At 68.0% G+C, this 22,974-nt stretch carries 14 protein-coding genes; 8 read left to right on the top strand and 6 right to left on the bottom strand.

The features are described 5' to 3' along the window. Window positions 1–15: 15 nt before the first annotated feature. Together ACN6LD_RS21160 and ACN6LD_RS21155 are read right to left on the bottom strand one after the other, a co-directional pair. Window positions 16–1,281 (bottom strand): hypothetical protein, encoded by a 1,266-nt coding sequence (locus tag ACN6LD_RS21160; protein WP_319188174.1) that lies wholly within the window; start codon window positions 1,279–1,281, stop codon window positions 16–18. Window positions 1,282–1,396: 115 nt separating this feature from the next. Beyond that, window positions 1,397–1,906 (bottom strand): SigE family RNA polymerase sigma factor, encoded by a 510-nt coding sequence (locus ACN6LD_RS21155; protein ID WP_319188172.1) that lies wholly within the window; start codon window positions 1,904–1,906, stop codon window positions 1,397–1,399. Between the two features lie 121 nt (window positions 1,907–2,027). Between ACN6LD_RS21155 and ACN6LD_RS21150 the strand changes: the two genes are divergently transcribed. After that, window positions 2,028–2,396, top strand: a complete 369-nt coding sequence (locus tag ACN6LD_RS21150) for a hypothetical protein (RefSeq protein WP_445043999.1) — start codon at window positions 2,028–2,030, stop codon at window positions 2,394–2,396. Window positions 2,397–2,951: 555 nt separating this feature from the next. Here ACN6LD_RS21150 and ACN6LD_RS21145 read toward each other — a convergent pair. The 4 genes from ACN6LD_RS21145 to ACN6LD_RS21130 all read right to left on the bottom strand — a co-directional run bounded on the left by ACN6LD_RS21145 (window position 2,952) and on the right by ACN6LD_RS21130 (window position 16,502). Then, window positions 2,952–3,419, bottom strand: a complete 468-nt coding sequence (locus ACN6LD_RS21145) for a hypothetical protein (RefSeq protein ID WP_445043998.1) — start codon at window positions 3,417–3,419, stop codon at window positions 2,952–2,954. A gap of 87 nt (window positions 3,420–3,506) precedes the next feature. Next, entirely contained in the window at window positions 3,507–10,052 is a 6,546-nt protein-coding gene (locus ACN6LD_RS21140) for an RHS repeat-associated core domain-containing protein (RefSeq protein ID WP_445044018.1), read from the bottom strand. 174 nt (window positions 10,053–10,226) lie between these two features. Further along, window positions 10,227–13,940 carry a LamG-like jellyroll fold domain-containing protein gene (locus ACN6LD_RS21135; protein WP_445044017.1) on the bottom strand — a complete coding sequence of 1,238 codons (3,714 nt, stop codon included), beginning with the start codon at window positions 13,938–13,940 and terminating at the stop codon, window positions 10,227–10,229. 810 nt (window positions 13,941–14,750) lie between these two features. Beyond that, on the bottom strand, window positions 14,751–16,502 hold the full coding sequence (locus tag ACN6LD_RS21130; protein ID WP_445043997.1) for a chitinase: 1,752 nt from the start codon (window positions 16,500–16,502) through the stop codon (window positions 14,751–14,753). 250 nt (window positions 16,503–16,752) lie between these two features. On the opposite strand from ACN6LD_RS21130, the gene ACN6LD_RS21125 reads away from it, so the two are divergent. The 7 genes from ACN6LD_RS21125 (at window position 16,753) to ACN6LD_RS21095 (ending at window position 22,953) form a co-directional block, all read left to right on the top strand. Next, complete coding sequence (locus ACN6LD_RS21125) at window positions 16,753–17,622, top strand: hypothetical protein (RefSeq protein ID WP_445043996.1); 870 nt, start codon at window positions 16,753–16,755, stop codon at window positions 17,620–17,622. Window positions 17,623–17,751: 129 nt separating this feature from the next. Further along, window positions 17,752–18,459: a Flp pilus assembly protein CpaB gene (gene cpaB / locus ACN6LD_RS21120; protein ID WP_319197308.1), complete on the top strand. Its 708-nt coding sequence runs from the start codon at window positions 17,752–17,754 to the stop codon at window positions 18,457–18,459. Window positions 18,460–18,472: 13 nt separating this feature from the next. Further along, on the top strand, window positions 18,473–19,729 hold the full coding sequence (locus ACN6LD_RS21115) for an AAA family ATPase (protein WP_445043995.1): 1,257 nt from the start codon (window positions 18,473–18,475) through the stop codon (window positions 19,727–19,729). A gap of 1 nt (window position 19,730) precedes the next feature. Then, on the top strand, window positions 19,731–20,129 hold the full coding sequence (locus tag ACN6LD_RS21110) for a TadE/TadG family type IV pilus assembly protein (protein WP_445043994.1): 399 nt from the start codon (window positions 19,731–19,733) through the stop codon (window positions 20,127–20,129). A gap of 1 nt (window position 20,130) precedes the next feature. Beyond that, window positions 20,131–20,574 (top strand): TadE/TadG family type IV pilus assembly protein, encoded by a 444-nt coding sequence (locus tag ACN6LD_RS21105; RefSeq protein WP_445043993.1) that lies wholly within the window; start codon window positions 20,131–20,133, stop codon window positions 20,572–20,574. A gap of 91 nt (window positions 20,575–20,665) precedes the next feature. Beyond that, window positions 20,666–22,003, top strand: coding sequence for a CpaF family protein (locus tag ACN6LD_RS21100; RefSeq protein WP_319197771.1), 1,338 nt, complete (start codon window positions 20,666–20,668; stop codon window positions 22,001–22,003). Window positions 22,004–22,008: 5 nt separating this feature from the next. Continuing rightward, window positions 22,009–22,953 carry a type II secretion system F family protein gene (locus tag ACN6LD_RS21095; protein WP_319197773.1) on the top strand — a complete coding sequence of 315 codons (945 nt, stop codon included), beginning with the start codon at window positions 22,009–22,011 and terminating at the stop codon, window positions 22,951–22,953. Window positions 22,954–22,974 lie beyond the last annotated feature (21 nt).

Below are 22,974 nucleotides of genomic sequence, written 5' to 3'. Positions count from 1 at the left end.
TCGTGTGACCGGCCGTCAGTCGTGGTCGCTCCGCCAGCGCGGGCTGAGCGCGATCGCCCGCAGCTGCGCGATGGTGAGAGCGGGCTCGGCGCGTGTCGCCGCCTTGTTCTGCTCGGCGGCGTTGAAGGCGCTGACGACGATCCGCAGACCGTCCTTGCGCAGGGTGTCGACGGTCCACATCACGACCCCGGCCCCGCCCTTCTCGCCCGGCCCCTGGTGGACGGCGACCCGGGTGCCGTCGGCCAGGGTCTCGGAGTCCTCGCCGAACAGCTCGTCGGCGACGTCCGACATGCCGGGCTGCACGTTGACCTGGACCAGGCTCCTGCCCTTGCCGTCGTCGACGACCATGTAGCCGTACCCGGTCTCCTGGCTGCCGTACGAGACACGCTTCAGGGGGGACGGCAGCAGGAGACTGAGCTTGCGCAGGATGAGCCAGCCGGCCATCTCCGCGGGCCGGACGGACCCGCTCGCGGCGGCGGTCGGCTTCTTCTGCTCCCGGGGGATGGCGTCCACGATCCGGCGCCACTCCGAGGCCGCGGCGAGCGTCCGCAATTGGGACGGCGACAGCGGGGGTTCGGGCCGGGTGACCGGCTTCCCCTTCTCCGCCGCGGCGTTCCACTCGATGACGCTCACATGCTGCCCGGCCGGAGTGACCAGGTCGGCCCCCCACGCCTTGGTGTCCTCACGGCGGTCGGGATACTCGTAGCCCTGATAGACGGTGACCGCCGACCCGTCGGGCAGGACGTCCGTCCTGCAGCTGTCGAACCCCGTCTGCCCGCCGTCCGAGCAGGGCATCACGGCCGTGACGGGGTCGAACCCCTTCGCGTCCGTCCGGACGCGGTCCAGGCCGACGGAGACGGCCCCCTCGCCCTTGCCGTCGTCGAACACGCCGAGGGCGAGCGGCGGCAGATCCCCGTCCGTGCCGCGCGCCTCCGTCTTGGTCAGCTTCCCCTTCGGCAGCAGCTTCTTGAGGGTGCGGAACACGTCGTCGGCGGAGTAGGACGCCGGCTTGGCGCCGGCGCGGCCGCTCGCGGCGACGGAGGAGGGGTTCGGAGCGGGCGTGCCGCCCCACGGCACCAGCAGCGTCCCGCCCACGCCCACGAGGGCCAGGCCGGCGACGCCGCCCGCGACGGCGGCCCTGCGCCGCAGTCGCAGCCGGTGCCCGCGCGCCTGACCGGCGGCGGCGAGCGCGCCGCCTGGACGGTCGAAGGCGCCGCCGGCCTCGTGCAGGGCGGCGGAGAGCTGCTCCTCGAAGGGATCGCTGTGCTGGTCTACGGGCATGGTGAACACCGTCTTCCGCGTGGGATGGAGTGAAGTCGTCTGAAGCGCGGCGGGCCGGGGGACCGGCGGCCCGGAGCCGGAGTGCGGACAGTAGAGGCGTCGCGGGCCGGACGGCTCAGGGCCGGGCGTACTCGCTCATGTCCTCGCCGAGCAGCTGCCGCAGGCGTCCGAGCGCTCGCGAGCAGCGCGTCCGCACGGCCGCGGAGCTGGCGTTCATGGCCTCGGCGGTCTCCTCGATCGAGCGGTCCTCCCAGTACCGCAGCACCACGACGGCCCGGTCCTTGGCGGGCAGCCGCCCGAGAGCCTGCACCAGCGTCAGCCGCAGCGAGGCGTCGGCGCCCCTGCCGTCGGGCAGGTCGGGGAACACGTCCACGGCCTGCTCGCGGCTGCTTCGCTTGCGCTGGTGCGCGAGGAAGGTGCGGGTGAGGACGGTCTGCGCGTACCCGGCCGGGTTGTCGACCCGGGACACCCGCCCCCAGCGCACGTACAGCCTGCCGAGGGTCTCCTGAACCAGATCCTCGGCGAGGTACGTGTCCCCGGCGGTGAGCAGACACGCCGACCGGTACAGATGCCGGGCACGCGCCGCCGCGAACTCGGCGTACTCGTCCGCGCGGACCTGCCCCATGTGTGTGCCCCCTGTGTCGCCTGCCGTGCCGCTCTCACTTCACTGATGCGGTGGAGCACGGTAAATGTTTCAGGGGAGGCCGAAAGCGGGCGCACAGCCCCTGCCGGGTAGGTTTTCCGCTGTGACAGAGCAGCCGCCGCCCCCACCGCCGTCCGCCCCGCCGGGGTTCGGTCCGCCCCCGCCGCAGTACGCCCCGCAGCGGCAGCCCGGCGGCCCGGACTTCACCGCCGTCGACAAGCACAACGCGGTCGTCGTGGACGAGGCGGGCGTCGCCTTCGAGATGTACGACATCACCGTCGACTTCCCCTGGCCCGAGATCCGCAGCGTCCACTACAAGGCGAGCCCCAACGGCAAGGCGCTCATGGTCGCCGTGGTCCACGTCGACGGCCGGGTCTACGAGTGCGTCGTCACGGCGAGGCCGAGGGACCGCCTCCAGACCTGGTTCCCCCAACTGGCCTGGGTCCTCTCCCACTACCGCCCGACGGGCTGACCGTTTGTCGGCTCAGACCAGACGTCGACCTCGCCGGCCTTGATGCAGATGCGCCCTATCCGTCCAACCGGGGTAAGCGGTTCAAAGCTGGCCGGAATGCCGAAGTTCGCGAGGCGACTGAGTGTGCGAGCGGTGCGATATCGGTGGTGTCCACGACGATCTCCTGCCGCCGTGGCGTGGGCTTTAAGTAGTCGAACTCTTGGCGCGCTGCCAGTGAGCATTTTTCATCGCAGGTTCTAACAATTCGCTCAGCAGAGTGCATCACGGTAGCGCAGAATCTTCGGAGACGCTGAACCGTCCGTCCCCGAAAATTCCCCGCTTGGCGTTGGACGAAGGGGTGGGTGGTCCGTACGCGGGCCATCCGCCATCTCGATCAAGCGCACATTAGGTCATCTGAAGGCCGTATCGATTTTCTGTCGGATTAGATGCGCGGACAACGTCATCCCCACGCTTAACGGACGTGGTGCACCCCGAGAATCGATACGTCCATGCGCGCGAGCATCGCCTATTACCTGTCCAGACTCTCTGCTCGTTCCATGCCGGTAGGTGGCGCCTTCAGTCAGAACTCAATTCTGCCTGCATTTCCTTCAATTTCGAGAAGAAGGGGTTTTCCCGAAATCTTGGATATTTGTGAGCAATGAAATTGATGACGTCTCCGCAGAATTCTCTCGAAGCTGCTATTAGGTCACCAAATGAGCAGGTTGCGACCTCGGGATCCCAGGACCGCTTCAATGTCACCTCGGCGTCATCGGGGACGAGATCGATCGAAAGGTCGTTTTCCGTGAAAGAAATCCTCCCGGCATCCCCTCGGCTCAGTTTTTCGACTGCAAGCAATATGCAGAAGGTGAAGTCCAAGGCGGGAGTGCACGGAAATTCTTCTTTTTCGAACCCGCGCATGTTCAGGCTAATGTTTACGGGGAAATAGTCGTATCGAAGATCCATCTCGCTTGCCCGGTCGAGGAGGGAGAGCTGCTTCTCCGTGGGCTGCTTCATTGAACTCGGAACGAAGTCGATCTTAATCACTGATCCTCCGAAGGGAACTCCATGGCTTTCGCCGCCCGTGCGCATTGATACGGCGACACGGGCGGCGATTCTATCAGGCCTGAAAATTTACGGAACAGGGTGGGCGGTTCTCAAACTGCCGTCTGGATTGAGGACTACTCGTATTCCATACGCCCTATTGGTTCCTAGGCCGCGACTCTGCAGGTCGCTCAAGATCCCAACACCATCCGGCCCTGCGTTTACTCTACCCTCGTAAACATAACCACCACGTATTTCGTCGTTGGGTCTCGCCGGATTTCCCTTGACGACCTGTTGGATCCACTTCTGCACTTTACTGCCCTTGCCGATGAACGCACCCTTCGTCCGAGCGTCGTACTCGCTGCCGCCGATGCGATGCCTGTTCAGCACGTGCTGCCAGCCGTCGTAGTCATCTGTTTTCCAAATGACGTCCGGGTTTTGGGCGCCAGGATCTGCCGCTTTACCACCTTCGCTTCCTGCACCGTCCGCCGTGCGGAAGGCTTGGCCGAGTTCGTCTGACCCGGACTTGATGGATCCCGTACCGACGACGACCAGAGCGGAACCTGCGGTCGCAGTGGCGACACCCACCGGGCACAGAACTCCCATTCCGCACTCGGCAAATCCGACGGCAACCAGTCCCACGCCAGCGGTGTCGAGGACAGTGCCGCCCACCGTATTGATCAGCCCGGACCAGAAGTCGCCGTCCTGGACGAGGCTCGACAGGTAGTTGCCCGCGTTCGTGCTGGAGTCGTCCGACCCTGTGATGAGCTGGCATCGTTCGGCCGGTCCTACTCCACTGCAGGAGTAGCGCGGACCGCTGTTTGTGTTGCCGGAGCTGCCCGTGTGTGACGTGCCGCTGCTGGTCTTGTTGTAGATGACTGGGCCGCATTTACCGTGGTGGCAGCTGCCGGCACCCGGGTGTCCCGGGTCGATAGGGCCGTCCGTGATGATATTCCCGGAACCGTCGCCCTTGGGGGTACCGACGCCGCATACGTCTGCAAAGCAGAGGCCACTTGGGTCGGACTGAGTAACCGGGGAGTTGCCGGCGTAGCTGTACCCGTTGAGTGACTCGTGCTGTTCCAGCGAAAGAACCGGGTCGACGCTGATGAACTGGCCGATGGCGGTGTCGTATTCGCGGGCGCCGACGTGTGTGAGGCCGGTTGTGTCGTCGGCCGGCTTGCCGAGGAACGCCTTGTCGTCCGGCCATGACGCCTTGGTGCCGCGTGGTGCGCCGAAGGGTGTGCTGTAGCGCTTGGTGACTGCGTAGGTGGCGGCGTCGAGGGTGATGCCGGAGGTGCCGTGGTGGTCGGAGGCGAGGAAGCTGAGCTTTGTGCCGGAGACCCCGGAAGTGGCAGTGCGGACGGCGATGGTCTGGCCGTTGGCCGTGTAGTAGCGGGTGCCTGAGGTGGTCTTGGTGGTCCCCTTGGTGGCGAGGCGGAGTTCCGTGCCGCCCAGATAGAGGATGGTGTCGCCGTCACCCTTGGCGCGGCGGATGAGGAGTTCGCCGCCGGCGTCGTAGAGGTAGCTGGTCTCCTTGCTGTTCTCGGTGAGTTTGGTCAGGTCGCCTTCCGTGTTCCAGGCAAGGGTCTGCTGGGCGGAGGGGCCGGGGCGTGAAGTGGTGTTGCCGCTGTTGTCGTAGCCGTAGGTGCCGGAGCGGGTGCCGGTCGTCTTGTCGAGGGTGTGAGGTCTGTTGTCGGCTGTGGAGTCGTCGTAGGCGTACGTGGTGGTCTTGTCACCGGCCGCGGCGTGTTGCGTTTCCGTCTGACGCTGGCCCGCGGTGTTGAAGGTGTACGACGTCCAGTACGGGGCGGCGCCGTCGAGGTTGGCAGTGGTACGGCCGGACGTGGCACAGTCGGCGGCTTTGGGTGTCCAGGCTTCGGTCATGCGGCGGTTGCCGTCATAGGTGAAGCACTGGTAGTCGGCCTTGGCAGTGCCGCCCTGGGTGGTGGCGTCGAAGATGGAAGTGACGTTGCCCGCGTCGTCCTGGGTGAACTTCAGCTCCTGTGGCATGTAGCCGTGGACGTCGTCGGTGACGTAGGAGTGGGTCAGGCGGCGGGTTCCGTCCTCGTAGTCCCAGTTGAGGTAGGCCTTCTTCGCCGAGGCTGTGGGGTCCTTGCCCAGCGTGAGCTGGCGCAGGTCGCCCTGCGGAGAGAAGACAGCACCCTGCAGGTAGCCGGTGGTGCCCTTCGCGGTGAGCTGCATTCCCAGCGCGTTGGAGGTGTAGGAGACGGTTTCGGCGGCCAGGCCGCCGGCGGCGGGGGCGGAGTACTGGCTGATGGTGCCGTCGAGGTTGTAGCCCGTGCTGAACGACAGCGTCTTGGCTATGTAGCCGCCGGAGACGAGGGGTTCGGTGTCGGGCAGAAGCAGCTGGCTGTTGGTCACCTGGTACATCGAGTCGTAGGCGGTGACCTTCTGGGTGTAAGCCTTGCCGCTCACGCCTCCGTCGTAGCGGGTGGCGGTGTCCTGCTGTCCCTTGGCCACCTCGTCGAAGCCCCAGGCGGCGAGCTTGTTGACGTCACTCCTGTCGGCCTGCCACATCCCGGTCTTACGGCCCAGGACGTCGTACTCGAACAGCAGCTTCTTCGAGGCGTCGTCGTTGGGGGTGGTGCTGACGATCTGGTCGAGTTCGTTGTACTCGGCGCTGGACTTGCCCTTATCGGGGTCCGTCGTGCTGACCTGGTGGCCGAGAAGGTCGTAGGTGTAGGACCACTTGGTGTGGTCGGGGCCGGTGACCGTCTCCTGCTGGCCTGCCGGGGTGTAGGTGTAATCGGTCGTGGTGTAGTCCGTGCCGGTCGGGTTCGGGCCCGAGTACTCGCGGCGCTGGCTGGTCTGACCGAGCGCGTTGGTGACCACGGCGGTGGCCTGCCCGCCGGTCGGGGCGGTGGTGGAGACGGTGTCGCCGGTGTAGGTCGTGTCCGTTGTCCAGCGGGTGACGCCGTGGACCTTCGTCAACGCCCGCGTGGCCCGGCCTGCCCCGTCGTACGTCGTATGGGTCTCGATGGGTGCCTGGCCGCCGTCTATCTGAGCGGGCTTGGTGCTGGGCAGCGAAGTGTTGTCCCAGATTTCGGACTGCCCGCTGACTGCGAGGCCTCGAGCGTCGTAGAGCGTCTGGGAGATGAGACGGCCGCCTTGCGGGGTCGGCGTCTGCACCTGGCGCGAGCGCATGAGGGAGTCGTACAACTCGTAGGCGGTGTTGTAACCGGACCCGTCGTACTTGAGGGCCGCGGTGGAGGTCCAGGACAGGTCGGAACTGGTGACCTGGTAGCCGTAGACGTAGTTCGGAGTCCTTCCGATCGCCTTGGAGCGGTTGGGCAGCCAGAGTTTGGTGATGCGGCCGAGGCTGTCGTACTCGCTCTCGGTGACCTTGTTGTTGGGATCGGTGACCTCGAGGGTCGCACCGGTCGCGAAGTCCAGGACCGTGCTCGTCGTGTAATCCTTCACGTCGGTGACCGCCGTCGACGTGAGTGGGCCGGCCGATGCGGGCGTGTAGGTGGTGAAGGAGACCTTCTGACCGTTGGTGTTCTTGACGAGCTGAAGGCGGCCGAGCGTGTCGTAGGTCGTCGTCGCGATCTTCTGCCAGATGGGAGTGTCGTCGCTGCTGTAGCCCCTCACCCGGCCGGTCCAGGTGGCTTCGCCCTTGACGGGCGTCTGTGACGCCGCCCAGGTGGTGGCCGAGGTGTCGTCGTAGACGGTTGCGCTGTCGGATATGACCTGACCGGCCCGCTTGGAGTCGGCCGGCAGGTCGAGTGACGCATCCGTGGTCGCGCAAGGAGCGGCTACCGTGCGCATACGGGAGACGAGGGAGTTGATGCCCTTGTCGTCATTGCGGGCGTACCAGGTGCGGGTGCATTTCTCGTCACCTTTGACGGCGTCGTCGCCCTGGTCCTCGACGGTTTGGGCCAGGCCGTAGTCGTCGTAGGTCGTGTTGACCGAATGCACCCGGTCGTAAGGGGTGAGCTTGCTGGTGATGTTGGTGCGGGTGTGGGTGGCTGCAGTGCGGATGTAGTACGCCTCGGTGTCGGCGTACGACTTGTGCTGGGTCGCGGTCCGCTTCGACCAGGGGTCGTTGACTGTGCCGGCCACTTCAGTGGTGCCGTTGTAGGTGACGGACTCGCGGGTGAAGCCCGCGTACTGCTCCGAGTCGATGATCCCGCCCGCCTTGATGGCGGAGACGGTGACGGTCTTGCGCTTGTCCGGGTCGAGGGTTTTGCCGTCCGGGCCGAGTACGCGGTCGCCGTTCATGCCGCGCAGGTAGAGCGTGGTCTGCTTGCTCTGTGTCTGTCCGGTGACGCCGGTGAGGTGGGTCACCTGCTGAAATCCGCGCCAGATGGACCAGGTGCGTTCCTTGGCGGGCGTGAACGGGTTCTCGTCGTAGTGCCAGGCTCCGCCGCCGGTGTACTGGTACCTGTGCTGGACGGCCTCGGAGCCCCCCTGGGGGTCGGTGGTGGAGACGGCGCTGACCGGGTACTTCTGGAACCAGTCGAGAATCGGGGACTTCTCGCCGTTGGGCGACCAGTAGACCGGGTAGCAGCGCTTGGAGTTCTCGTCCAGCTTGGGCTTGGCACCGGAGGCAGTGCAGTCGGCGTCCAGGTAGGTGACGATCGTCTGGGCGCCGGTCTCCGAGGTGACGGTTTTCAGGCGGGGCTTGTTCAGCGGCAGGATGTTGTCGGTGCCGTCGACGCGGTTGGACATCATGACGTGGCTGAACCTGACGGGGTCCAGGGACAGGTCGGTGCCGCGTTTGCCGGTGTGCTTGATCTCGTCGAGCCACAGTGACTCGTCCGTGGCGTCACCTGTGTCGCCCGGATCGAGGTAGAGCTGCTTGAGCGACCATGCGTCCACAGCCTCGAAGGCGGGGGTGGATGCTGCTGCGTTCCATGCATAGGTGGTGATCGCGGTCATGCGCTTGCGGGTGAAGAACGTCGGGCCGGTGTTACCGGTGCACTTGTCGCCGTCCTTGCAGATCGCGTCGAACGGCACGTCCGGCCAGTTGTCGCGGGTGTCTTTGGTCAGCGAGTCACAGCCATCGCCCGAGGCAAGGCAGCGTTCGCCGTAGCTGAAGACCACCTTGTCCGAGGCTGCAGGTGAGTCCGAGAACAGGGCGTCGGCGCGCTGGCCGTAGCGGATCTCTCTGAGGTAGCCGCCGCGGACGTAGTCGGTGCCTGCGCTGTCGTCGCCGAGCTTGTCGTAGCTGTTGTGCTCGGCGGCATACCAGTAGGACATGGCATTGCCGTGGGTGTCCTCGACGTAGTCGAGGTTCCAGCGCCAGGCCTGGGTCTTGTCGCGCTCGGAGAAGGAACTGCCTTCCGAGTACCCCGGCTCGCCGGTGTCGTCTCCGAAGACCGGCACGGTCCACACCGAGTTGGTGCGTTCGCCGGCACCGGCACCGGTGAGCTTGTTCAGGCCGAAGACGTACTTCGTGCCGTTGCCCGTGACAACCGACCAGTATTCGCCCTTGTCAGCGCCGTTGTCGGCACCGGCGGACCGGGTGACGGTGGAGGCGTCGTCGTCCTTGAGTCGCCACCTGCCGGTGATGTCGTCCTTGACGAGTTCGGTGGACTTGCCGTTGAGGACGAGCGAGGCGTTGTCGTACTTCCAGCACAGGTCGTTCTTGTCGTCCTGGCCGTCGTCGTCGCAGGAGCCGTACTTGCGCTCGACATAGGAGGAGGTCAGCTCGAAGCCGGTGCCTACCTGGCTACCCTGGTTGTTCGAGTTGGCAGTCTGGCCGTCGACAGCGCCGGAGTCGTAGGAGATCGACAGGTCCGGGGCCGGGCCGGCTGCGGCGGGCGGCACTCTGAGGGGATAGGACCACGTGAACGTGCCGGACGAGCCTCCTGCCTCCCAGGTGGAGGAGGAAGACAGTGAGGTCGCCTTGTAGCTGCCTGCTCCGGACTTCGCGCCCGCTGCGACGGCCACCAGCATCGTCTGGCCACCGGTCGCGAAGCTCACCGGCGCCGCGATCCTGTTCTTGGCGCGATTGTTCACCGAGTTCAGGGCAGATCGCTTGTGGCACTGGGCCGCCGTCGGATTCTGGAGGGCGCAGTCGGGCAGGCGCTGGATTTGGAGACGGCCGGCCCAGTCACCGCCGTAAGCGGAAGCGAAAGCCGAGTAATCGATGTCGAGGCGGGTGCCGCCGCCGGTTTTGGGGCCGGTGAGTTTGAGGGCGACCCCGTCCACACCGAGTGCGGCAGTGGCCCTCTGGTCAAGGACCTCTACGCCGACGGAGGCGGCATTCTTGCCCGTGCCGACAGCCGCGGCGCTGACTGGCAGGGAGCCGGGGGTTGCCTGGGCGGCACCCTTGGCGGGGACGGCCAGTGACGCCTTTCCGGCTGTCGGCCAGATGACCTTGCGCTGCTGATCGTGTCGCGCCCTGGCGGCTGCCGCTCGGTCGGCCTTCTCGGCGTTGCGTACTTCGGCGGCAGCCTTTTGGTTCACCTTTGCGGTGAACGCAGTGACCTTGGTGGCGTGCGAGGCCTCCAGGTGTGGGCGACCCAGCGGGTCGTTGCCCGCGGCGAAGGCGACAGGGGTCAGCAGTCCCGGCAGCAGGGCCAGGCCGGTTGCGGCGGCGATACGCCGGGACCACTGCTTCCCGCGCCCGTGACCTGTGGGAGGTCTGGGTATGCCAAAGGGATTCATCAAGTCTCTTCCTGCGAGACGCCCGCGGTCTGACGGGCGCATGCCATGAGGGAGAAAGGGGCCGTACGAGGCCGGCAAGCACGAGCGGGACTGCCCCCTGCGCCGTGCCTCGAGGCACCCGAGTGTGCGGGGCCAGGGCAGGAAGGTGGTTCTGCCCTGGCGGGTGGATGAGGGTCAGCCGCCGAAGATCTGTGACGGAATCTGATCGGCGGTCATCGCGCCGGTCCACACCCGCAGATCCTGCAGGGAACCGAGCAGGTAGTGACCGGTTGTGCCACCGTGGCTGCCTCGCCCGACGGTGAGGGCACCGCTGCCGTACTGGGCGGCAGTGAAGCCGCCTGCGTCATCGGATGGCGGGTTGGACTCGTTGACGAACAGACGCAGTCTGCCGCGACGGGGTTCCGTCTTCGAGGCGTCGGCCGGGTCTGTCCACTGCCACGCCTCCTGAGCGTCGAAGACGCCGGTAACCTGCACCCATGTGTTGGTCTGAGCGTCGTCGCCCAGCACCTCGGCGCTCTGGCTGACCTTGCCGTCGATGCCGACGGCCGTGCGGGTGAACTTCCACTGGTAGATGCCGACTGCGGGCTTGACGACCCATAGTGCCCACGAAGACTCGCCCGCACTGGCCTGCTGCGCGGCCACCTGCGCCTGGTAGCCGACCGGCTTCTTGACCAGCGCGTCGGAATCCAACCGGACCCTGGCCGAGATGGTGAATGAGCCGCTCTCGTCGACGACCGGACCGGTCACGGCGGCGTACCCGGAATCGCCGTCCATCATCAGGGCGTTGCCGCCCGTAGTCCCATCCGCGTCCACTTTCGCGCCGTTGCCAGAGACTGTCAGGTTCGGGAGCTGGTAGCCGGAGGTTTCCGGGATTTGGGTGCCCGCGGAGGATTCCGTGTTCCACTGAGCAACGAGTTCGGTGGCTGGCACGCCATCCTGCAAGAGCTGGGATTCGTCGGCGATCTCGTCCGAGGTCAGCACACGCTGCCAAACGTTGATCTCGTCGAGGCTGCCGCGGAAGTTTCCGCCGTAGAGCCCGCCGGACAGTGAACGACCGAACATCAGGCCGCCGTTGGCGAACCAGGGCTGGTAGGCGCTGGAAACCGCGTTCAGTACGACGGGTTTGCCCTGCGGGCGGCCGTTGACGAACACCTGGATGGTGTCGTTCGTCTTGTCGGTGTCCTTCTTGGTGTCGAACACAGCGGTCAGATGGGTCCACACCTTCAGCGGCGGGTTAGGTGCATCAGCGAGTGAGCGCACGTAGACCGGGGTGTCCTTGACGTCGGCGGTTGTACGTTGGAAAACCCACTTCTTGTAGGCGGCCGAGTAGTACAGGGCGAAGGCCGACGCGTTGGTGCCGGGCGCCGCCATCACAACCTGGTCCTGCGTGCTGTCCGTAAGGTTCACCCAGGCGGAGAGGGTGAAGGAGTCCTGACTGTTCACGGCCGGGGTTTCGGTGGCGGCGTAGCCGGCGCGTGTCGTCATGTCCGAAGTGTCGTTGAGTCGCAGAGAGTAATCTTTCGGGCCACGGCGTCCTAGGCTGGACCATCCGGCCCCTGCCGTGTACAGGGTGGCGTCATGCCGGACGCCTTCGGCCGCGGTGTCCCTGGCAGTCGTCACGCCCGACTTGGGCAGGGCATCGTCGAAGTGCCAGGTGCCCGTGGGTCCCATGGCCGGGGCGACCTTGAACATGAACTCCGCAGGTGTGCCCCACCGACTTCGGACGTCTTTGGCTTCGACGGAGAGGACCTGCGTGCCCGCCAACGACGGAGTGACGTCCGTGACAGCGGCCGTGGGTCCGGTGACCTCCTTCGTGTCCTTGGCCGACGTGGTCAGCAGTCGCCAGCGGTAGCCGATGACGTCCTTGTCCGCCGTGTTGGGCGTGAAGGTGAAACTGCCTGGCACCCCCGGACCGCCCTGGCCGTCACACAGATTCGTCGTGCACTGGGTGTACGGCGTGCCGGTGCTGATGGTAGGGGGCTTCGGCGCAGTTGAGTCGATCTTGAAGTAGCACCAGGTGGAGTACGGGGAGTACAGGTCTCCGGGTTTGCCACCCCACGTCCAGTGGGACCGAGTGCGCGAACGCAGTCGGTACAGGCCGCCATCGGCCCCCTTTGACAGGCGCAGCTTCTCCAGGGTCTCGTCCGGGTCCCAGCCCGCATCCGGGCGATTGCCGGTCCACACCTGATGCCAAGCCGCGTCGTCACCGCGCTCGACGGCGAACTGCGCTTGGAGCGAACCCTTTTCGTCGGTGGTGCGCGGCGTGACCTTGGCCTGTGTGCGCGCTTGGAGCATCGGGTCGAGGCGGGTGACGATCAAGGGGTCGGAGGAGGACGTCTTGCAGTATGCGGTGGTCCCGTCACCGGGGATCACACCGACGGAGGTCGGCACGCCGGGCTGGACTGTGTAGATGACCTGGAGGACGGCGTTGTCGTCGAAGCGCTTCCACGCGTCCGGGTCGGACTCGTCCTTGGCCTTGAGTGCCAGCGTCAGCCGGGAGATCTTGCCGTCGGCGTAGCTGCGCACCGTAGAGGTGAGGTTCTCGTCGCTCTCGGCGGAGTTGTCGTTGAACTCGACCCACCGGTCGGGCTGGTCGGGGTTGCACTGATTGCCACGACCCGCGGAGATGTTCTGGTCGCCCATCAAATCCAGCAGTTTCGGGCCAGGCCACCTGGTGCCCTCGGAGATGTTGTCGGTGCGCACCAGATCAACCCAATGGGGAGAGCAGGAGAACGACCATGTCTCATACGCTCGGAAGGTGGCATCCAGCACGTTCTTGCCGGCCAGTTTGGAGGGGGCGAACTGGAAGTACATGCGGTTGGTGTAGTTGTTGCCGCAGTAGTACGGGCCCGAGACGCTGCAACGGCCGACGCCGTAGTCACCGTTGAACTGCCAGAACTTGTCGCCGTCCGAAGAGAGCACGGTCCGCTCGGACACGCTCAGACCCACCGAGGGGTCGATGCGTACCGGGTAGACAGTGTCCGTGCCGCGCAGCAGGGCGAGGTCGGGCTTGACCGCCACGGCATCGTCCGTGACGGTCACCGGCATCACCGTGCTGACGTCACCTGACCGCGGCTGAGTGCCGTACTCCACCGGGTCGGGCATTTCCGCAGTGGACAGTGCAGTGGCGGTGACCCTCGCGGTCCGGGTACCGGGGCCGAGCCGGGTGGCCGCCGTGAGCTGCGTACTGGTGCCGTCACCGGACTTGTCGCTCGCGCCGCTCATACCCTTCTCGGCGGTTTCGCCAGAGGAGTCCCACATCTGACCGGCCGGGCCGTGGAAGACAGTGTTCCCGTTCCCGTCCACCGCGCGCACGCCACCACCCGCGCCTGGCAGCACCTTCAGGTCCGGGGACGACACCAATAGCTGGATGCGTTCCAGTGCCGAATCGGCAGCGGCTTCGGCCGACTTCACGACGAGAACCTCACGGTAGCCCTCGGCCGTCGCAGTCAACTCCAGATCCACGCCCTCGATGACGTCGGCATAGAGGGCCTTCGCGCCGTCGAGGCGCGGCTCGGGCAGCCTGCCCGGCCAGTTCATGCGCAGCGTTCCTCGCTCGCTGCCCAACTTCACCATGGCATCGTTCCCGCCGCCCGAGAACGACAGGTCCACCACAGTTGACTTGGGCCCGACAGCGCCATCCGGGCGACGCACCAGGGTAGTGTCAACCGGATCCCATGAACCGTCATCGGCGTGCACACGCTGCGGTGACGCCGATTGCGTCAGCGTGAAGGTGCCGTCCGGATTCGCCTTCGTAATCGAGTACTCGGTTCGATCCGCTGCTACTTCCACCGGCTCACCCGACGCCTGAGCCCGCGCCGATGCAGTTGCCCCACCGACTGCATCGGCCGATGTCTTATTTGCCGCGGCTGACGCCGGGACCGCCATCGGCAGAACAGGCAGTGCTGACACCATCAGCGCAGCCACGACTCCCCCAACGGCCCTGCGTCTCGACCGCCGTGGCCTGCACACGGGCACCGCAAACCCCCACTCCGACTTCACGGAGTCCCCCCATGTATGAAATTTGTAAAAAGGTCCCGCACAGTAAACGATCGTCCACCTGTGCATGTCAACCGGAAATGGGGCGGCTCACACTCCACACGCGTTGCCTCTTCTGCTGGCACAAGCCAGATGCCTCGACATCATCTCGGGCAAATCGATGGCGGGTGAAGGTCGTGGTGGCTAAATATCGACACAGGCTATCGAGGAATGGAATCGTCGCGCTTTCCCAACGTGCCAGACCGTCTGTCTCGCGGCGCGCTGTTCACAGCTTCTTGTCCTCCGCCTGACTCCGTTTCAAGGCGGTAATCAAACCTTCGAGTGGAGGCGTTTCAGTTGTAGCGGAATCTGGCGTAATGGGTGGCACCTGCTGAGTGGCCTCGAAGTAAGCTCCCGTGATACCACCTCATTCTTCAGGAGTCGAAGGATGATTCGGTCGTGGTGCCGGCTATGCGGGACGGACGGTGCGTGATCACCGATCCTGTCGCGCGGCTTGCAGTCGGGAACCAGACGCAAGCGCGGCCGGAGAAACGCGTCGAAGACGTCGTGCGGCGAGGCGGATCCCTCCCGTGCCCGCATCACGACGGCCACCAGCCCGGCCGCGTCCCCCTTCGTGCTCATGTTCCCCAAGATCACATGAGCAGGTCACGGAAGGCAACGCGGCATCGCGCCAGGCGGACGGGGCTTTCTGAGGGCGTACTACGGCAGGCCGTGTACGTGTGGGCCCACTGCCGACGACCAGGCGTTGCCCGACGTCGCGTCCCAGTTGGTGGACCAGGTCATCGCGCCGCGCAGGGCGGGATAGGTCTTCGACGGTTTGAAGGAGCCGCAGCTGACGCCCTTGGTCAGGCAGTCGAGGGCATGGGCGACCACGGACGGGGAGACGTAGCCGCTGCCCGCGCCGCGGGTGGAGGCCGGCACGCCCAGGCCCACCTGGGACGGGGAGAGGCCGCCCTCCAGCTGGATGCAGGCGAGGGCGGTGAGGAAGTCCACGGAGCCCTGCGCGTACACCTTGCCGTCGCAGCCCAGCATGGAACCGCTGTTGTAGTACTGCATGTTGACGACCGTGAGGATGTCCTTCACGTTCAGCGCCGTCCGGAAGTAGGCGTTCGACGTCGACTGCATGTCGATCGTCTGCGGCGCCATGGTGAGGATCATGGACGGGCCCGCCTTCGCGGACAGCGAGCGCAGCGCCTGCGACATGTACGTCGCGTCGATGCCGTTCTCCAGGTCGATGTCGACGCCGTCGAAGCCGTACGTCTGCATCAGCGCGTACACCGAGTTCGCGAAGTTCGCCGCGGAGGCGGAGTCGTTCACCGAGACGGAGCCCCGCTCACCGCCCACCGAGACGACGACCTTCTTGCCGGCGTTCTGCTTCGCGCGGACGTCCGCCTTGAACTGGTCGACGGTGTAGCCGTTCAGTCCGGCGGAGTCCAGGGTGAAGGTCACCGCGCCCGGCGTCGTCGTCGCGTCCGCGAAGGCCACGGCGATGACGTCGTACTGCGCGGGGACGTCCGAGATCCGCTGGACCGCCGCGCCGTTGTTGAAGTTCTGCCAGTAGCCGGTCACGGCGTGCCGGGGCAGGGCGCCGCCCCCGGTGTCGCCGCTCTGGGTCGTCGTGCCGGTGACCGTCGCCGACTTCGCCGACTCGCCCGCCGCGTTGACCGCCGTGACCTGGAAGCCGTACGACGTCGACGCCGCGAGCCCGGTCACCGTCGCGGACGTGCCGGTCACCGCTGTCGCTTTCGTGCCCGCGCGGTAGACGTTGTACCCGGTCGCGCCGGAGACGGCGTTCCAGGCCAGGGAGGCCGACGACGACGTCGTCCCCGAGACGGTCAGGCCCGCCGGTGCGGACGGGACCGTGGGCGTGGGGTCGCCGCCCCCGCCGCCGTCGGGGCCCTGGACCGAGACGTCGTCCGCGTAGTAGGCCGCCTGGCCGTACCAGCCGTGCGTGTAGACCGTCACGGACGTCGTCGCGGAGCCCGTGGTGAAGGTCGTCGTCAGCTGCTTCCAGGACGACGAGTCGGGCGTCCAGGTCGAGACGTCCGTGGTGCCCGTGCCGGTCACGCCGAGGTAGGCGTAGCCGCCCTGCACCCAGGCGCCGAGCGAGTACGTCGAGTCGGGCTTCACGGCCACGGTCTGGGAGCACCGGGCGTTGTCCTGGCCGGCCGGCGTCGCCTTCAGCGCGGCCGCGCCGCCGTGCACGGGCGAGGAGACGGCGGCGCCGCTGCCCGCGGAACAGCTCCAGCCGGTCAGGCCGGACTCGAAGCCTGCGTTCTTCGCGTTGTTGACGTCCGCGGCGGACGCCTGAGCCGCGCCCGCCAGGGTGAGGGTCAGCGCGGCGGTCACCGCGCCCGACCACAGTCGTGTCGATCGTCGGGTGGAACGTGGTGCGGATCGGCGGTCCGATCCTCGGGTACATCGTGGCGTCGATCTTTTATGTGGGGACATGACAACAAGTTGGTCCAGACCAATTCCGTTGTCAAGAGGTTGTGGCCAGGTCCGCTTGTGGAGGACCGGTGTGCGTAACCTGCCCCGATTTGGCGGGACTTGCGCGAAGAAGAGTTGCCCGGCAGCTACGGAAAGCTGTTCTCCGGCCACAGGGGCGTGGTTACAGTGCTGAGGTAGTCACGCAATGAAGTCACCCCGGTGCACCGGAGTAGCGCCGGTGGACCGGACCGCGGGAATCGGGGAGCTGCGCGTGCCAACAGCCATTGCCGTGACCGGCGCCGACCTGGCGCTGTCGCCGCAGGACGAACGCACCCTGCCCGCCGCCGTGCTGTCCGGCCTCGACCAGCAGCCGCTGGAGGACGCCCTCGCGGCCGTCCAGTCGCTCGTCGACCAGCACGGACATCTGATCGTCGTGTACTCGCGGGCCGTGCCCACCGCCGTGGAGCAGCGGCTGCACACCATCCGCTCCCTCCTCGAGAGCGACCGCATCGCCCTCTTCCGCCCCGACCTCCCGCCGCTCGCCGTCGCCGTCCTGGTCCGCCAGCTGCGTCAGCTCGCCTCCTGCGACCTCGGTCCCGGCGTGCTCGCCTCGGCGGGCCGGCTGCTCACTCACTACCTCCACGCGGGCGCCCTCCTCGGCTCGGTCGCCCGGCTCGACCGGGTGCCCGGCGTCGGCCTGAAGTCGCATGCCCGGTCATGGGTGCCCGGCAGCCAGTTCGGCGTGCTGGCCCACCCCAAGCCGGAACTCGTGAAGGCCACCCCCGAAACGGTGCTGCCGGGACCCGAGTTCGGCACCTGGCTGCTCGTCGCCTGCGGAAATCTGCAGTCCGACTGGGTCACGGACGTGCTCGCCCCCGCCTGGCGGGTGCAGGGGCTGCGGGAGACGGAACTGCCCGCCGAGTCCGCCGACTGGTGGGGCACCGGCAAGGCGATCGAGTTCTGCGCCTACCTGCCCGACCTGTCCGTCCTCTACCAGCTGGTCGCCTCGGTCCGCCAGGGCGTGTGCCACTGGTGCGGCATCGACGTCATCGGTGACCGCTGCGTCTTCTGCTCCGCCACCCCGCCGTCCGCCTCCGAACTCGCCGTCCGCTCCGCCCGCGAGCTCACCGCGGGCGGCTGAGACGGCGCCGCCCGCCCGCCGCCCGGTTCCCTCCGCGCCTTCCGCTTCGCTCCTTCGCCCCTCCGCTCCGCCCGATCGTTCCCGTCCGTCCGTCCGCCCGACCCGACTCCCGACGAGGTTGTACGGCTCATGAACTCCCGTCAGCGCCGCGGCGTGATTCTGCTCATCCTGTCGATCGTGTGCGCCCTCGGCGCCTTCACCGGCGTCCTCTCCGTCATCGACGACGTGAAGTCCAAGGTCGGACCCGAGGTCACCGCGTACGAGCTGCGCTCCGACGTCGCGCCCTACACGGCCCTGAGCGCGGGCCAGTTCAAGAAGATAGAGATGCCGGAGCGCTGGCTCTCCGAGAACGCCGTCACCGACCTCGCCACCATCCGCGGGAAGATCGCCGTGACGACGCTGCGGAAGGGTTCCCTGCTGCAGAGCGACATGATCGTCGACCAGCCCGCCCTGCAGCCGGGTCAGCAGGAGGTCGCCATCATGATCGACGCGGCGACCGGCGTGGCCGGCAAGATCACCGCGGGCTCGTCCGTCAACGTCTACGCCACCTTCGAGGGCGCCCGCGACAGCGACCCCGACCAGTCGAAGATCATCGTCACCAACGCCCGGGTCCTCGACGTCGGCGAGCTGACCGCCCTCGAGCCGGACGAGAAGAACCGCAGCCAGTCGCCCAAGGACGCGGTGCCCATCACCTTCGCGCTGTCGACCCTCGACGCCCAGCGCATCACGTACGCGGAGTCGTTCGCCAAGCGCGTCCGCCTCGCCCTCGTCGCGCCCGGCGGCAGCGCCACGATCCCCGACAAGGACCGTACGTACGAACTCGCCACGGACAAGTGAGAGGCCGCCGCCCATGCCCACGAGGATCCTCCCGGCCGTAGGCGACGCGGACGCGGTCCGTTCCCTCACCACCCTGCTCAGCCAGCTCCCCGACGCCGAGCCGGTCGCCCCGGTCGCCGACTCCACCCAGCTGGTGGACACCCTCGCCCGGCTCGCCGCGGAGTCGGTCGACGAGCTCCCCGAGGTCGTCGTCGTCCACGAGCGCATCGGCCCGGTGCCGGCGCTGGAACTCGTCCGCGAGGTCGCCCTGCGCTTCCCGGCGGTCGGCGTCGTCCTCGTCACCACCGACGTCGGGCCCGGCCTCTTCGCCGCCGCCATGGACGCCGGCGCGCGCGGCCTGGTCACCCTGCCGCTGAACTACGAGGACCTCGCGAACCGCGTGCAGGCCGTCGCCACCTGGTCGGTCGGGGTACGGCGGCATCTCGGTCACGGCGGCGACGTGTTCACCGGCGTGGGCGGCACCGTCGTCACCGTGAGCGGCGCGAAGGGAGGCGTCGGCGCGACCCTCACGGCCGTCCAGCTCGCCCTCGCGGCCCAGGCGTCCGGCCGTCCCACCGCTCTCGTCGACCTCGACCTCCAGGCCGGTGACGTCGCCTCCTACCTGGACGTCCAGTTCCGCCGTTCGGTCGTCGACCTCGCCGCCATCGCCGACATCTCGCCCCGCATCCTCGCCGAGGCGGTCTTCCGGCACGACAGCGGAGTGGCGCTCCTGCTCGCCCCCGGCGAGGGCGAGCGCGGCGAGGAGGTCACCGACCGGGCCGCCCGTCAGATCCTCGGCGCGCTGCGCGCCCGGTACGAGGTCGTCGTCGTGGACTGCGGCGCCCAGCTGGCCGGCGCCGGCGCCGCCGCCGTCGAACTCGCCGACCGCGCCCTGCTCGTCACCAACCCCGACGTCGTCGCCGTGCGCGGCGCCAAACGCACCGTGCGCATGTGGGACCGGCTGCAGATCCGCAAGGCCGAGGAGACGACCGTCGTCGTCAACCGGCACACCCGCGGGACGGAGATCCAGCCGCCGCTCATCCAGAAGATCACCGGCACGGCGGTCGCCGCGACCACCGTGCCCGCCAACTTCCGGGAGCTGCAGGCCGCGGTCGACGCCGGCCGGGTGGACGCCCTCGACGCCAAGGGCGCCGTCCGGCAGGCCCTTTGGGCTCTCGCGGGGGAGCTCGGGCTGGTCAAGGCGGCGGAGACGGCCCTGGTGCGCCGCGGCGGCGGACGCGCGCGCGGCGCGGACCGGGGGCCGGCCGGATTCCGGCGGCGGAGGGAGTGAGATGAGCGCACCGCGGACGAGGGGGCTCCTCGCGGGCGACCGGGGCCAGGTCACCGTCGAGTTCCTCGGCATGCTCCCGACGATCATCGTGACCCTGGTGGTGGTGTGGCAGTTCGTCCTCCTGGGATACACGTACACGCTCGCGGGGAATGCTGCCGACGAGGCGGTGCGGGCGGGCACGGCGGCGCATCCGGGGGCGCGGTCGGCGGCCTGCGCGCAGGCGGGCAGGGACAAGCTGGGGGACGCGTGGGAGAGCGGCGCCGAGGTGAGCTGCGGGGGCAGCGGCTTCGTGACGGCCGAGGTCACGCTGCACGTCCCCGTCCTGGTCCCGGGTCTGATCGACTTCCCGTTCCCGGTGCGCGCCCACGCGGGCGCGGTCGAGGAAGAGGACGGCGACTGAGATGGCGTACCGAAGGCGAGGACGGGAGGGGGACCCCGCGCGGGACCGGCGACGAGAGCGGGACCGGGGAAGGGCGGGGGAGCGGGGGCGGGGCCGGTGGCGCGGAAGCGGACGGGACCGGGGCCAGGCGGCCATCGAGTACCTGGGCTTCCTGCCCGTTCTCCTCGCCGTCGCGCTGGCCGCCGTCCAGCTGGGGCTGGTCGCGTACGCGGCACAGCAGGCCGGGACCGCGGCGCGCACGGGGGCGCGCAGCGCGTCCCTGCGCGAGGACTACGCCGGGGACTGCGCGCGGGCGGTCAGCAGCTGGCTGAACGCCAGTTGCGCGCCGCCGTCGTACTCCGACAAGGAGGTCCGGGTCACCTCCACCGTCGTCATCCCGTCCGTCATCCCCGGCATCGGATTCGGAGAGGCCCACAGGACGGCCACGATGCCACTCGACCACTGACCGACGCCGGTGCGGACGCCGCCGGCCGCCCGGACCCCGCCGTCCGCACAGCCCACGAGATCGAAACGAAGTCCACGAGGAGGAACCGGAGATGAGCCTGCGGGCGCGCATCACCTCCCCCGACGAGCACGGCGGGCGCGGCGAGGACGGCCACATGGTCACGTCCTACCGGGCCAAGCTGCTGGAGGAGATCGACCTCGCCGAGATGAGCGCGCTGGCGGCGGCCGAACGCCGCGCGCGGCTGGAGCGGGTTCTCGGGCACATCATCAGCCGCGAGGGACCGGTGCTGTCCACGGGTGAGCGCGCGCAGCTGATCCGCCGGGTCGTCGACGAGGCGCTCGGCCTCGGCATCCTGGAACCACTGCTCGAGGACGCGTCGATCACCGAGATCATGGTCAACGGACCGGACGCGATCTTCGTCGAACGCAGCGGCCGGGTGGAGCAGCTTCCGCTCCGCTTCGCGTCGAACGACCAGCTGATGCAGACGATCGAACGCATCGTCTCCACGGTCAACCGGCGGGTGGACGAGACGAACCCGATGGTCGACGCCCGCCTCCCGTCCGGCGAACGCGTCAACGTGATCATCCCGCCGCTGTCGCTCACCGGTCCCATCCTCACCATCCGCCGCTTCCCGCGCTCCTTCACCCTGCACGAACTGGTCGGCTTCGGTTCGCTGGACGAGCAGATGCTGTACCTGCTCGCCGGGCTGGTCCAGGCGAAGTTCAACGTGATCGTCTCGGGCGCGACCGGCACCGGCAAGACGACGCTGCTGAACGCGCTCTCCGGCCTGATCCCGGACGGCGAACGCATCATCACCATCGAGGACTCGGCGGAACTGCAGCTCCAGCAGTCCCATGTGATCCGCCTGGAGTCCCGCCCGCCGAACGTGGAGGGCAACGGCCGCATCACCATCCGCGACCTGGTCCGCAACTCCCTGCGGATGCGCCCCGACCGGATCGTCGTCGGCGAGGTCCGCGGCGGCGAGTCCCTCGACATGCTCCAGGCGATGTCGACGGGCCACGACGGCTCCCTCGCCACGGTCCACGCCAACAGCGCGGAGGACGCGCTGATGCGGCTGCAGACCCTCGCCTCGATGTCGGACGTCGAGATCCCCTTCGTCGCGCTGCACGACCAGATCAACAGCGCGGTGGACGTCGTCGTCCAGCTCACCCGCTTCGCCGACGGCGCCCGCCGCGTCACCGAGATCGCCCTGCTGGACAGCCACGGCGGAGAGCCGTACCGGCTGGCGACGATCGCCCGTTTCAACGCCCGGCCGATGAGCGCCGAAGGCCGTATCGACGGCGCCTTCGAGTACTTCCCCCTCCCGCGCCGCACCGCGGACCGGCTCTACATGGCGAGCCAGCCGATCCCGCAGGCGTTCGGGGTCGCGCGTGACGCACTCGAACTGACCACAAGGGAAGCCCGGTAACGCTGATGGACCTCGACACCCTCATCGCCCTCACCACCGGTGTGGCCCTGCTGACCTGCGCCCTGGCCGTCGCCGGCCTGCACGCCTACGCCCGGGGCCGGGCCCAGCGCGCCGAACTGGTGGAACGCCTGACCTCCGCGGGGCAGGTGCACGGCAGTGGCCGCCGACGGCGCTTCCACACCCTGGACCGGCGGCTGCGCGGCACCGGGACGGGCCGCAGGCTGGAACGGAAGCTCGCGGCGACGGGTCTGGACGTGACACCGGGCGAGTTCTCCGTCTACCTGCTGGCCGCGGTGGCCGGCCTGTGGCTCGTCGGCCAGGCCACCCTCGCCCCCTTCTTCGGACCGATCGCCGGCCTGCTCGGCGTGTGGGCGGCCTGGCAGTTCCTGACCTGGCAGCGTCAGAAACGCATCGAGAAGTTCATCAACCAACTCCCCGAACTGGCCCGCATACTGGCCAACGCGACCCATGCCGGGCTGGCGCTGCGCACCGCGATCGGCATGGCGGCGGACGAGCTGGAGGCGCCGGCCGGTGAAGAACTGGGCAAGGTCGCCAACCAGCTGGCCGTCGGCCACTCCATGGACGACGCCCTCGGCGAACTCGCCGAGCGCCTGCCCTCCCGCGAACTGGTCGTCCTCGTCACCACCCTGGTCCTCTCCAACCGGGCCGGCGGCCAGGTCGTCGGCGCGCTGCGCAACCTGACGGAGACGCTGGAGGAACGCAAGGAGACCCGGCGCGAGGTGCGCACCCAACTGTCCCAGGTCAACATGACGTCGTACGCGGTGCCGGTGCTGGGGGTGGGCTCCCTCTTCCTCATGAACGGCGTCAAGGACGGCGCCCTGGAGCGCATGACCGGCTCCCCGGTCGGGCAGGGCGCCGTCATCATCGCCTTCGCCCTGTACGCGGTCGGCTTCGTCCTCATCCGCCGCATGTCCCGCATCGACGTCTGAGCGGCCGGGAAGGAACGCGCG

The organism is Streptomyces sp. SAS_272 (assembly GCF_052543235.1).
This window is presented reverse-complemented; position numbering and strand designations above follow the sequence as displayed.